Origin of the sequence: Streptomyces sp. NPDC017676, from assembly GCF_044329325.1 — a bacterium.
In the GTDB taxonomy this organism is placed as follows: domain Bacteria; phylum Actinomycetota; class Actinomycetes; order Streptomycetales; family Streptomycetaceae; genus Streptomyces.
This window is the reverse complement of the sequence record NZ_JBIRJA010000001.1, coordinates 366,287-378,700: the sequence shown is the minus strand read 5'-3', so window position 1 is coordinate 378,700 and position 12,414 is coordinate 366,287. Positions and strand designations below refer to the sequence as shown.

The window sequence follows — 12,414 nt, the reverse complement described above, 5'->3', positions numbered from 1 at the left end:
ACCTCTGCCGTACGCACCGGCACCTTCCGACGACCGCCCGCACCGTCCGCCGCTTCTCCTGGCCGGACGAGCCGTGCGATCGCCGTGACCTCAGACTGCCTCCGCCGGGCCGAGCCCGCTGAGCGCTGTGGACGACCGCCGCCCTGTGGAAAACCCCGCCACCCGCACGGGTGAGGACCGGCACGAGTGGCAACCCCGACCGCCCTCGTCACCAGCCCCGGCCAGCACCTCCCCCGTCACCCACCCCGGCCACCGCCTTCCCCCGCGCTGACCAGGCCTTCTCACCTCTCCTCACCTCACACCGCTCCCGGTCCGCACGACCCTCCCGTACTGCTCGCGCACCTCCCGGTACCGCAGCAGTTCCGCCGCGACCGGATCGAGTACCCGGGCCCGGCCGCAGCTCGCCGCCGCCTCCCGTAGCCGGCGTTCCGCTTCCTGGCCGTAGCGTCGCGCGGGCCCCCGGGCCGCCATCCGGCAGGCCCACTCCACCAGCGGCCCGCCGATGATCCCGCACACCATCAGCAGCACCGGGACACCCAGGTTGGGCGCCATCACGCCGGCGATCTGTCCGACGAGCCACGCGCCACCCGCGATCTGCAACAGCGTCATCGCCGCCTGGACCAGTACGGCCACCGGCCACCAGCCAGGCCGGGGCGGGCGGCCCGGCGGCAGCCCGGCCCGGGCCGCGAGGTCGTCCAGCGCCTCGGACAGCCCATGGGAGCCGCGGACGGCCGCTTCGCGCACCGCCTGGGCCCAGGGAGCGGGCAGCCCGGCCGAGGCCCGGTCGGACACCGTACGCACCGCCTGTTCGACGCTCTGCCGGGCCGTGGCCTCCTCGTCGGCCTGGGCGCGCACCGCGTGGCGGCCCGTGGCCGAATCGCCACGGCCCTGGTACCAGCGCCACAGCCGCAGCCAGGGCGTGCCGCAGGCGCGGTTGGCGTTGCGCAGCCAGGCACGCTCGGCGGCCTCGCCCGCCGCGGTGGCGCCCACCGCGTCCGCGAGCCGTGCGGCGAACTCCTCGCGCGCCTCCTCGCTGAGGCCGACCCGTCGTCCGGTGGCGTACACGGGCCGCAGCTCGGCCGCGGCGGTGTCGACGTCGGCCGCCACCCGGCGGGCCGCCGCCCCGCGCTCCGCCACGAACTGCCCGAGCGCCTCGCGCAGATCACCGACGCCCTCGCCGGTGAGCGCGGACAGCGCGAGCACGGTGGCGCCCGGTTCGCCGTGCTCGCCGAGCGCGATGCCGTCCTCGTCCAGCAGCCGCCGCAGGTCGTCCAGGACCTGGTCGGCGGCGTCCCCGGGCAGCCGGTCCACCTGGTTGAGGACGATGAACATGATCTCGGCGTGGCCGGCCATCGGCCGCAGGTACCGCTCGTGCAGGACGGCGTCGGCGTACTTCTCCGGGTCCACGACCCAGATGACCGCGTCGACGAGTTTCAGGATCCGGTCCACCTGTTCGCGGTGCTGTACGGCGGCCGAGTCGTGGTCGGGCAGGTCGACCAGGACCAGCCCGCGCAGCTGCCCCTCGGTGTCGGGGCCGTGCAGCGGGCGGCGGCGCAGCCGGCCCGGGATGCCCAGCCGGTCGATGAGGCCCGCCGCGCCGTCGCTCCAGCTGCACGCGATGGGTGCGGCCGTGGTCGGACGCCGTACGCCGGTCTCCGAGATGGCCACTCCGGCGAGCGCGTTGAACAGCTGGGACTTGCCGCTGCCGGTCGCTCCGGCGAGCGCGACGACGGTGTGCCGCCCGGAGAGCTTTCGACGCGCGGCGGCCTCGTCCAGGACGCGGCCGGCCTCGGCGAGGGTGCGGCTGTCCAGTCGGGTGCGGGAGAGTCCGACGAGTTCGCGCAGGGCGTCCAGGCGGGAGCGCAGCGGGCCGTCGTACGCCAGTGGGGCCGGGGTGTGGCTGCCCTGCCCGCGGTGCGCGGGTTCCACGGCGGAGGCCCGCTCGGCGGCCAGGGCGGCGGCGCTGGCTTCGGTGACGCGCCGCGCGATGAGACCGTCGTCCCAGGCGTCGGAGGAGTCGGGCTTGGCGTCGGTGCCGGTACCGGTACCGGTACCGGTGCTGGCACCAGTGCCGGTGCCCGTGCCGTTCGCGGTGCCGGAGTCGGTGCCGTTCGCGGTGCCGGAGTCGGCGCCGGAGTCGGTCTGGGAGCCGGAGTCGGTCGCGGTGGCGGTCTTGGTGGGCGTGGCGTCGGACGCGGTGGCGGTCTTGGTGGGCGTGGCGTCGGACGCGGGCGCGGGGCGGGACTTCGACGAGTGGGGCTGCGGCCGGGGCACGGAGATGCCGGAGACGCCAGCCTCCTCGGCACTGTGCCCGCGCGCGGGGCGGTCACGATCGGGGCCGCGGTCGCGTACCCGGTTACGGTCGCCGTCACCGTCGCCGTCACCGTGCCGTTCGGCGTCGCGGTCCCGTCCGGTGACGCGGTTCCGCTCGGCGTCGCGGTCCCGCTCGGTGACGCGGTCGGCGTTCGCGTCCTTCACGCGCGCGGGATGCCCGCCGCCGGCGTCCGGGCCCTTCCCGTCGCCCCCGCCGGAACCGTCGCCCCCGCCAGAACCGCCGCCCCCGTCCGAACCGTCGTACCCGCCAGAACGGCCGCCCCCGTCGGAACCGTCGTACCCCCTGCCTCTGTCGCTCTCCTCCCCGTTCCCCTGGCCGTCGCCCCCGGAGAGGCCGAGGGCGGCGGGCCGCGGCGCGTCCGCAGGGCGCTCGCTGCCGGGGCCGTCGTCCCCGCGCTTCGCCTCGACGAGGCTCGGGCGCGCTTCCGGGAGGCCGCCCGTGCGCTCGACGCCGTCCATGGGGCCCGGACCGGGGTGACCGCCGTGGTCCCTGGACCCCGTGTCGCCGCTGTCGCTGCCGAGGTGGTCCATGCGCCTCATGTGATCGGTGTGATCGGTGTGGTCGTGGTCAGTGACGGCGGTCACCGGTCACCTCTCCTTCTGCAGTACGGACAGCGCGGCGATGAGTTGGGCCTGGGGCTCGGGATGGACGTCCAGGGCGTCGAGCGGGGCGAGGCGCCGCTCGCGTTCGCGCTGCATGACACGGTCCACGTGTTCGATCAGCAGCCGCCCGGCCCGGTCGCGCAGCCGCAGCACGCCGTGGGCGCCGAGCCGCTCGGCGAGCCCCTCGCCCGCGGTACGCGCCCGACGCCCGCCGAGTACGGCCGTGGCGACGAGGGCGGCGACGACCTCCGGGTCGGGTGCGCCGGTACGCTCCAGTACGCGCACCTCCTCCTCGGCGTACTCCTCCAGCTCGCGCCGCCAGCGCCGGGCCGCGAGCCCGATGCGGTGCTCGGCGCTCTCCAGGGAGGTGTCCCGGTGGGCGAGCCCGGGGGCGTCGGCGGCGGGTTCCCGGCGCCAGGTGTTGTCGACGCGCTCGTCGGCGGCGGTCACGGCGCACAGCAGCAGGGCGGCAAGGCTGTCCACGAGGGCGTCCAGGAGCTCCCCGGCGGTGCAGTCCAGGGGGAAGGCGCGCCAGCGTTTGAGTGCGTCCCCGGCGAGAACAGCGCCGGACTGCAGACGGGCCCGCACGCGTGCGTGCTCCTTGTCGTAGGCGGTCTCGACGGCGGAGGTGAGCCGGAGGGCCGCCGCGTACTGGGCGGCGGCGGCGCCGGCCAGCTCGGGCAGGCGGGACTTGAGCGAGTCGAGGAGGCCGTAGGCCGTACGGGCCATGACCTGGTGGCGGGCGGCGGGGTCCTGGGCGTGGTGGACGAGCCAGCTCTTCAGAGGCGCGACGGCGGTGGCGGGCAGCAGCCCGGCGCCCCAGGCCGACTCGGGCAGCTCGGGCACGGTGAAGCGGGGTACGTCGCCGAGCCCGGCCTTGGTGAGCAGGGCCGCGTACTGCCGGGAGACCTCGGAGACGACCTGGTGGGGCACCCGGTCGAGGACGGTGACGAGGGTCGCGTCGTACTCCTTGGCGGTGCGCAGCAGGTGCCAGGGGACGGCGTCGGCGTAGCGGGCGGCGGTCGTGACCATGATCCAGATGTCGGCGGCGCAGATCAGCTCGGCGGCGAGGACGCGGTTCTCGGCGATCAGCGAATCGACATCGGGGGCGTCGAGGAGGGCGAGTCCGCGCGGGAGGGTGTCGGCGGTCTCGACGCGCAGCACGCGCGCGGGGTCCTCGTCGGTGAGCAGAAGCTCGTCGGCGGGGTCCTGGTGGGGCACCCACACGCGGGTGAGCTGGGGGAGCACGCGCATCCCGCTGAACCAGTGATGATCCTCCGGATGGCAGACAAGGACCGGCGTCCGGGTGGTCGGCCGCAGCACACCGGCCTCGCTCACCCGTCGGCCGACCAGGGAATTCACGAGCGTGGACTTGCCCGCGCCGGTGGAGCCGCCGATGACGGCCAGCAGCGGCGCCTCGGGCTCCCGTAGGCGGGGTACCAGGTAGTCGTCGAGTTGCGCGAGGAGTTCGTCGCGGTTGGCACGCGCGCGTGGCGCCCCCGCGAGGGGCAGCGGAAAGCGTGCGGCGGCGACACGGTCGCGCAGAGCGGAGAGTGTGTCGAGCAGCTGAGGCCGTACGTCCAAGGTCACCACATGCGAAGAATGCCCAATTTTAGGGGAATTCTGAAGCATATGGACATGTCTGCGCGCCGACGGAACAGAACGGACGGAAGGGATGACCGGGACACGGGCACAGTCCAGGCATAACGAGTGCACAACACCCGGTGCGTCGGGCGCCAAAAGCGGTGCACGATTCGTACCTGCCTGCGATTATCAGGACCGCTTCACCGAACCTCCACATCGAGCCACGGAGGCGAAGCGACAGGGTCAAGGAACCGGGAGCCCTATCCTTGACCCCGGCAACGTCACGGGTCAGCCCCCACCAGGGCACCAGGCCCGAGGCCACCCCACCGGCCCCCGTAGCTCAGTGGATAGAGCAGGCGCCTTCTAAGCGCTTGGCCGCAGGTTCGAGTCCTGCCGGGGGCGCCATTCTCCGCCCTCCCGCTCGGGAGGGCTTTTCGCTGGTCAGTGCGGTTGTCAGCGGGTACGACGAAGCCCCGGACGCCCTCTTGATGATCAAGGGCAGACTCCGGGGCTGTCCGGCTGTCACCGGGTTTTCGCGGGTGGCCGTGTCGAATACGTGTCGAAGTTTTCGGCTGGGGATCAGCCAGCGCCGGGCAGCTCTGGCAGGTCGCCCGCCGCTTCGAGCCACCGCTGTGCGGATCAGCAGTTCGCACCACTGGTCGTCGGCGTCGGGTTCGGGCAGGGTCACGTCCTCCACCCGCATGGCTACGGCTTCCTCGGGCCGGGGGCCGCAGTAGTACAGCGTGGCGAAGAAGGCGTGGAGCCGCTTACCGCCGCGCGGCCGGCGCCGGATCCAGTCGAGGATGGCCGCCGCCTGCTCGCGATTCAGCAAGGACCGCTTGTCCACGGCGTTGGTGGTCTTCGTGACCGCAGTCGGCTTCTTGCCCTTGGGAGGCGGATTGGCCCGAAGGATGCGCCGCCGGATCGCTTACTTCGTGGCCACGTTGAGAAGCCGGCGGCTGCGCTTCCGGGACCAGGCCGCCGCTTGCTTGCCGTCGAGACGGGTGTCGATGGCTTGCAGGACCTGGTCGACCTTCTCCGGGTCCTCCAAGGCTTACCGGTGGGGGTGCGGTGCGGCATACGCGCGCCTGGTCGGTTGACGCACCCGCCATCGTGGCTGACTGTCGGTGGTTGAGGTTCGTGCCACGACCGTGCCAGATGCAGTGGTCAGCCACGGTCAACGCCGGTGCCCTGCGGTCGAGTAGTCGCCGACCTCCTCGGCCGACGAAGCCGCAGATCAGTGCGCAGATCACCCAGCCTCTCCCCTGAAGTGGTTGTCCAACGCTCTCACTGAGTCCAGACCCGCTGGAACTCTTCGGCCGAGATGGCTTCCAGCGGGTCCTCTTCAGGGGCGAGCGCCTGGTCCGTCAGGAACCCGTGCTCGTCCTCCAGGTGCTCCCAGCCGTACCGGTGGAGTCGGCCGGCCTGAGTCAGCTCGGCCTGCTTGATGGCGATCAACTCGCCGCGGTCGGGTACGGCCTCGAAGTACCACACGCCGCCCTCCTCGTCGGCATGGCGAAAGTGGTGCCGCAGAGTGGCCCCCTCATCAAGAGATCGGAAGTACGCCACGCTCTCTGCTTTGATGCGTTCCAGGTCAACCACAGGATCATCGTGCCAGCGAGCGAGCGCGCTCGGACCGTTCTGACAACCACAGGTGACATCAACGCCCCCGGACGCCAGCACTACTGGGCGATCCTGCACGGCTGGCGTGGCCCGGCGGCTCCCCGACAGTGCCGAGGAGCCATCGAACTCCTGAAGCGGGTGTCGCAGGTTCGAATCCTGCCAGGGGCACAGATCTGAACAGCAGGTCAGAGGGGTAAGAGGCCCCCCGTTCTGTTCGAACGGGGGGCCTTTCTCGTGCCTGGATGCCACGCGTGGCTGGAGCGCCCGCGCGCCTGATCGGTCGGCGCACTCACGTAGCTGACTGTCGTCGGCTGAGGTTCGTGCCCCAACCGTGCCAAGTACAGAGATCAGTCACGGTCAGCGAAGGAGCCTGCGGCCGAGTTTCACCTCACGAAGTCTCGAAACCGCAGGTCAGTGGCGTGACGCGGTTGCTCTCGTCCGGATCTGTGCCGACGGCCACAGCGATCGGTGTACACGTAGGCTCATACTGAGTCATGACAAAGTCTGCTGCACCGAAGCGTCACTTGCCTACCAGCCCCTTCAAGGCCCCGGTCACACCGGCTCCCAAGCACTTCGCCACGGGCGACCAGGTTACCCATGACGTGCACGGTCTCGGCCGGGTAATCAGCATCGAGGACGGAATCGCGGCGCTGGTGGATTTCGGCTCGGCGCAAATGCGGATCTTGAGCCCGTACGCCAAGATGACCAAGCTGTAGGACCACTGTGCCCGGTCACGGGACTCCAGGCCCCATGAGGGACCTGTAACGAAAGAGAGACCTCTCATCGATCCAACGTCGCTGTTCTCCGCTCTGGAAAGGCAACCCCGCTGCTCCACTGCAGCGTCGCCGCCTCCGACGACAAACCCCTTCCAGGCCCCAGACTTCAGGGAAGACGAGATCTTCCTAGTCGACGATGCACAGGAGCCCGCCTCAGGCATGCGTGCGGCGCGCCCCAAGGTGGCTTAGCTCCACGAATGACGGTGACTTCGGCAGCCGGCCGCGAGCCGTCTCCCATGCTGCGGAGGAGCGCGGCCGTCTCAGTTTCCGTCTCATTCAGCCCCGTTCACGGTCATTCAGACGAGACCCGGAGCCGTCCCCACGCCAGTGTCCATCCGCCCATGAACCCAGGTGAACGGCCCCGAACGATGCCCAAGACCCCACCACCACAGTTGGAAAGCGTGCGCCCCCGAGCAACCTCCCTGGGCCGCCGTGCACCGCTGCGCGGAGCAGTGCGCCTTCCACAGAGGACATGTGCCCGGCAATCCTGCACTGGTCCGCACGACGGTCGAGACCGGGGGTGGGAGACGTGGCTCGTACGCAGTCCAGGTGTGGAGCGCTCACGGAGAAGGGCACTCGGTGCCGGCGGCTGGCGATGGTCGGTGCGTCGCGATGCAACCTGCACCGTGGCGAGTGGTCGTCGTACACCATCGAGAAGCGCAAGGAAGCCGAACGCAAGGCGAAGACACGCAAGCGTCGCAAGTGACCCCAGCCAGTGTGAGGTGACATCCATGGCTGACATCAACGACAGCGGACAGCGGCGGCGCGGTGCAGTCTGACACGGCCACGGCCGCCCTGCGCAGCACGGGCGGACAGGCGGTCAGACCGAACTCCTAAGACACGATCTCATTTGGCGAGTCTGCGGTAGCAGATGAGGGTGCAGGCGATGCTGGTGAAGGCAAGGAAGTACTTGGCTTTGCGCTCGTAGCGGCGGTGTAGGCGGCGGCAGCCGACGAGCCAGGACATGGTGCGTTCAATGGTCCACCGGTGGCGGCCCAGCCGCTGCGAGGACTCGATTCCCTTGCGAGCGATGCGGTGGGTGATCCCACGCTTCCGTAACCATCGCCGCAGGTGGTCGTAGTCGTAGCCCTTGTCGGCGTGGAGCTTGCCCGGCTTGCGCCGTCGCCGACCACGGCGGGAGCGGATCGGCGGTATGCCTTTCACCAGCGGTACCAGGGCCTGGCTGTCATGTTCACCGAGTCGATCGCGCAGCGAGACCAGTCGAGCTCGCCGCGTGCGCCGAGTTCGTCCAGGACCAGGCGGTGAAGCCTGGCCCACACCCTGGCCTTCGTCCACTCGGCGAAGCGCCGATGGGCCGTGGCACCCGACGGCCCGAACAACGCCGACGGCAACTGCTGCCACGTGCAGCCAGACGTGGCCACGAACACGATCGCGGCCAACACCTCCCGGTCGCCATGCCGGCGACGGCCACCACCCTGAGGTCGCACCGGCGCCTCCGGTACCACTCGCTGGAACAGCTCCCACAGCTCGTCCGGCACCAGCCGCTCAACGATCCCCACCACGGCCGACAGCCTACTTAGGCAGCCAAATGAGATGGTGTCTAAAGCGGTGTTCAGTCGATACACCGCTCAGGACGAGGGCGTGAAGCCGGCGGACTTGTCGAGGTGGAACGCGGAGCCCGCAGCCGTCGGGGACCAGCCTTGACGCAGGGCAAGCCGAACAGCCGCGGCAACACCGGACGGCAGTACTGGCTCAGCCTCGCGGCCGATCCAGTTGCCCGGATGGGGCTGGTCGGTGGTGACTACGAGAGTCATGCCCGGCGTGTCCGCATGCTCGACCGCGAACATGCACGGCGACAAGACCAGGCCCTGGAAGTACGTCGGCCTACCTCGCAGCCGCCAGCGGTAGGCCGTACCGTCGACAACAATCCGTCGTGATCCCTTGCGGACCAGTGCCATGGCTCCCCCTTCACCAGCGAAGATGCTAGCGAGCGCGGCTCCGCCGTCCGTCTCGGTTTCCGTCTCATTCGGGTTCACGGACGTTCAGACGAGACCCAAGACGCGTGCCGCTCCCCCGACCGGCTGCCCATGAACGCAGGTGAACGGCCTGGGCCAAGACCCACGGAACCACCAGCACAGTTGGACAGCGTGTTGGTTGGTCTTACAGAGCTCCATCAGGCGCCTGGTCACGCCGAGCCGGTTGGGTCTGCCGGACGCCGGTGCACGCCACCAGCCTGCTGCCTTCTTCGTCGAGGAAAAGCATGAAGATCCAAGGCCGGTCGGCAGCCGTGATCTGTCCGAGTCGAACCGGTTGGCCGTAAAGGTCCAGCCGTTGCACGGCTCGCGCCAATCCGGAGGTCTCGATGCCTCTCCGGAGGGTGTGGCGGAGTCGGCGTGCGTAGATCGCCGCGAGCGATTTGGCTGACGTCGTTCCGTCCCAGACGACGTAAGAAGCGCCAGCGCGGAGAGCAGAGAGCGCGGCCAATGACGTCTTGTCTCCGCAACCCAGCAGCCGTTCGAGCGGTTCCCGCTTCATGACCCACCCCTGGTCAGGATCCTGCTGTACGGCAGCGAGGTACAGCAACCCCAGCAACCGCCCGCGCCCGGCAGCGGTCTTCACAACCCTCCGCGCGGCCTGTATGACCTTGGATGGCCGATCTCTGTGGAGCTATGGATCAGGTGTTGTCCCCGGCCCGTAGCTCTTCCTTCCGCCGGCGGGCGTAGCCCTCCAAGTCCTGCTTGATGGCCATGACGTCCTCCACGCGGATCCGGATAGGCCCGCAGTGCAGGGCATCGCAGGAGCGGGGAAAGCTGCCGTCGATGAGGGAGACGCCGCTGAGTACGACGCCCGCCACCTCATCAACCGCGGTGCACAGCACCGGGTGGAACGAGCAGTCTTCGTAGATGTCGCCCACCTGGATGCCGTTCGGGTTGCCGGGGTCTGGTGTCTCGCTCATGGGAAGCACCGTCTCAGTCTCCGTCTCATTCAGCGACGGTCAGGCCCGTTCGGGAGGGGACAGAAGCAACAAGCCGCCCGTCGATCGACCGCACGCGAACGCAGGTGAAGAGCCTGGACAGGGCTCCGGGCAGGATCAACAGACTTGGCAAGCGGGCGCCTGCTCCCACGACAGTGCCGTACTCCGTGCGCGGCTGGCGCTGGCAGGTCCCTCCTTGGCCATCAACGAAGCCCGACCGTTCGTACAGTGGTGCGCTCCACCCGGACGCCCTGGACTACGCCCGGTGAGTGATCAGGCAGGCCTTCGCCTGTCGTGGGGATTCCGACGCCTGTGGATCCGCTGGGAACGGCGAGCAGAGATCCGCGAGGCTTTCCTCCACGACTGCGCGGACGAGCTGTCTAACCTTCGTCGCAGGTGGCGTCGTAGTTCCTCTCGTAAGAGTCCTTGTAGCCCTGGACGTATTTCGAGTTGCTCGACTTCGGGGCATAGGACTGGCGGTAGTTGCAGTCTGCGCCGTCGCTCTTCCCGGCCGCCCGTCCATCCACCTGGCCCTGGTTGTAGGGACTACGGGTATTCGTCGGCTTGGGGGTGGGGATGGGGCGGGCCGACGCTTCGTGTGCCACCGAGGTGGCTGCCGCCTGCGGTACGACCGTCGGCGCAAGCGTCAGACCTGCAACCGCGGCGACAGTGCCCGCAAGGAGCGCAGTGGTTCGCTTCGCGCGCATGGCTATCCTCTTCCTCAGGGACGGTTGCTTGCATTGATGCATCGCCACTGCCGACACGCTGAGCCGGTTACGGACCATGCGGCGTTGTCGGGGGCTCAAGGCATCGGGTGCATCAGAGCCGAGAACTTTGGCATTCAGCGCCCGCCTTCAGACGGCTGGATACAGCCGATGCTGTGGCACGCGTCTACGCTATCGAACAGGCGAAACTATGTCCATTTCTACGGTTATCGCACCCTTTTGTGTGGCTATGTCCTGCTGGGCGGTGCAACAGGCGACGACCGCCAGTTCACCTGATGCCGTCGGCCACTGAGCCCTGGCCTATGACGGCAAAGCGCCCCAGGCTGGGTGCCTAGATGCTAGGCACACCAGCGGGAGGGCGGGGACCGTGGCGGAACGTCGCGTGGCTACCTCGGAGCCGTGGGGCGGGTGGGGGGTGTCTGGCTGCGTGACGTCCGCCGACGAACATCGGCGGACGAGCAGCGAGCGAGCGCGAACCATCGAGGCAGGTGAGAGGCTCATCAGTCCAAGGCAGCGCCCCACCCAAGTTGCTTCAAGTTGCTTCCCATGTGCTCGAACACTCGCCCCACGCCCATGCCGTAGTTGCCGTTCGGCGGGTGCAGGACAAGGACGCGGGCGCCGTGGAGAAGGCCTAGGTCGGCAGGCACGCCTTCCGGGCTGATGTAGGTCCCCTGGCCGTCGAAGAGGCGGAAACAGCGGATCGCCGGGTCGTCGGGGCCGAGGTAGGGGTTGCCGCTGGTCGCCGCCTCGACCCAGGACCGCGCTGGGCGGTCCCCAGCGACCAGGCCTTGTCCGGGGTCTCCGACGAGCCGATCGGCCAGGAGGATGTGCAGCTGGCCGTTGTCCCCGACACCACTCATCGTGAGGGCGTATCCCCGATGTGCCCTGGGGTCGATGACGACCAGCGGCTCGTCGTCAAGGACAGCAGCCAGCGCGCCGACCCGAGCAGCGCGCTGTGACCGGTGTGCGACCGCAGCGGCATGTTCGCGCAACTCGGCTTTGACGTCGCCGGGGACCGCCGCACGGAAACGTGCGTCCGTCATGACGGTGATCAGGGCTTTGAGCCAGTCCTCCATGTCGAACCAGGACATGGCGATGCGGGTCATCGTGTTCTTGTCGACACCCCGGCGCCATCGGGTCGGCCTGGTCAGTGTCCGCACCAGCTGGTGTGTGCCGGCACTCACCGGTTCGGGCAGCGGCCGCCCGCGTGCTGTCTTTTCCCAGAATTCCGGCACCACGTCGTTGAGCATCATGGCCTCCGAGACACGCTGCGGCAGCACGTCGACGAGAGCCATGGGGGACGCGCCCCACTCGACGCAGGCGCCAGCCAGCACCGCGGTCATGGCGAAGTCCCCACTCAGCCCCGGCAGCAAGGGCGCGAGGGCTTCTACGGCGGCCGTCAGGCTCTCGGGGCCTCCCGCCCGAGCGGTGTCCGCAAGCCGCTGCATCGCGGTTCGGTAAGCGGGTGCGGAGCCCGACTTCATTTGTGTGACGAGTTCGTCGACCAGTCGCGGTACCGCCGAGGGCACCGGGGGAGGTCAGCAGGGGTGATCGACCGTTCAGAGTGGTCATACGCCGGCATCTCCGACGGCAGTGAGGGCAGCGCTGACGGCAACGTCGGCGGCGCTGAGCGGCCTGACTGAGGGCAGCACTGACGGCAACGCGGACGGACCTCAGCGGCACTGAGCGCCTGACGCCGTACCGGCGACCTGCTGGCTGACCGCCGCGCCACCAAGCGCCCGCATCTTCCATGCGCTTGGTCCGGGCACCTGAGCACCGCAGGACCGAGGCTTGGCCTTGCGGACGCCGGCGGTTAGTGTCGCGCTGCACCTCA

The 12,414-nt window shown here is 69.6% G+C and carries 10 protein-coding genes, 1 tRNA gene and 1 pseudogene; 2 read left to right on the top strand and 10 right to left on the bottom strand.

What is annotated here, in order from left to right:
• Positions 1–291: 291 nt before the first annotated feature.
• Both ACH4LD_RS01700 and ACH4LD_RS01695 read right to left on the bottom strand, forming a co-directional pair.
• Positions 292–2,919, bottom strand: coding sequence for a GTPase (locus ACH4LD_RS01700; RefSeq protein WP_398053220.1), 2,628 nt, complete (start codon positions 2,917–2,919; stop codon positions 292–294).
• 3 nt (positions 2,920–2,922) lie between these two features.
• Positions 2,923–4,530 carry a dynamin family protein gene (locus tag ACH4LD_RS01695; protein ID WP_132786205.1) on the bottom strand — a complete coding sequence of 536 codons (1,608 nt, stop codon included), beginning with the start codon at positions 4,528–4,530 and terminating at the stop codon, positions 2,923–2,925.
• 320 nt (positions 4,531–4,850) lie between these two features.
• On the opposite strand from ACH4LD_RS01695, the gene ACH4LD_RS01690 reads away from it, so the two are divergent.
• Positions 4,851–4,926: transfer RNA gene (locus tag ACH4LD_RS01690), tRNA-Arg, on the top strand.
• A 523-nt stretch (positions 4,927–5,449) separates the two neighbouring features.
• Here the strand turns inward: ACH4LD_RS01690 and ACH4LD_RS01685 are convergent.
• Positions 5,450–5,572: a hypothetical protein gene (locus ACH4LD_RS01685; protein ID WP_398053219.1), complete on the bottom strand. Its 123-nt coding sequence runs from the start codon at positions 5,570–5,572 to the stop codon at positions 5,450–5,452.
• 236 nt (positions 5,573–5,808) lie between these two features.
• A complete protein-coding gene (locus tag ACH4LD_RS01680) occupies positions 5,809–6,123 on the bottom strand; it encodes a hypothetical protein (protein ID WP_398053218.1) in 315 nt (104 codons plus the stop codon).
• A 515-nt stretch (positions 6,124–6,638) separates the two neighbouring features.
• Here ACH4LD_RS01680 and ACH4LD_RS01675 point away from each other — a divergent pair.
• Positions 6,639–6,860 (top strand): hypothetical protein, encoded by a 222-nt coding sequence (locus tag ACH4LD_RS01675; RefSeq protein WP_132786203.1) that lies wholly within the window; start codon positions 6,639–6,641, stop codon positions 6,858–6,860.
• Positions 6,861–7,766: 906 nt separating this feature from the next.
• Here the strand turns inward: ACH4LD_RS01675 and ACH4LD_RS01670 are convergent.
• The 6 genes and pseudogenes from ACH4LD_RS01670 to ACH4LD_RS01645 form a co-directional block, all read right to left on the bottom strand.
• Positions 7,767–8,434, bottom strand: a pseudogene (locus tag ACH4LD_RS01670) (transposase).
• A gap of 75 nt (positions 8,435–8,509) precedes the next feature.
• A complete protein-coding gene (locus ACH4LD_RS01665) occupies positions 8,510–8,839 on the bottom strand; it encodes a hypothetical protein (protein ID WP_398053217.1) in 330 nt (109 codons plus the stop codon).
• Positions 8,840–9,041: 202 nt separating this feature from the next.
• On the bottom strand, positions 9,042–9,500 hold the full coding sequence (locus ACH4LD_RS01660; RefSeq protein ID WP_398053216.1) for a hypothetical protein: 459 nt from the start codon (positions 9,498–9,500) through the stop codon (positions 9,042–9,044).
• Between the two features lie 55 nt (positions 9,501–9,555).
• On the bottom strand, positions 9,556–9,837 hold the full coding sequence (locus ACH4LD_RS01655) for a hypothetical protein (RefSeq protein ID WP_398053215.1): 282 nt from the start codon (positions 9,835–9,837) through the stop codon (positions 9,556–9,558).
• A 398-nt stretch (positions 9,838–10,235) separates the two neighbouring features.
• The gene (locus ACH4LD_RS01650; protein ID WP_398053214.1) at positions 10,236–10,562 is read right to left on the bottom strand and encodes a hypothetical protein; all 327 of its coding nucleotides are present in this window, start codon (positions 10,560–10,562) and stop codon (positions 10,236–10,238) included.
• Positions 10,563–11,080: 518 nt separating this feature from the next.
• Positions 11,081–11,923 carry a hypothetical protein gene (locus ACH4LD_RS01645; protein ID WP_398053213.1) on the bottom strand — a complete coding sequence of 281 codons (843 nt, stop codon included), beginning with the start codon at positions 11,921–11,923 and terminating at the stop codon, positions 11,081–11,083.
• Positions 11,924–12,414 lie beyond the last annotated feature (491 nt).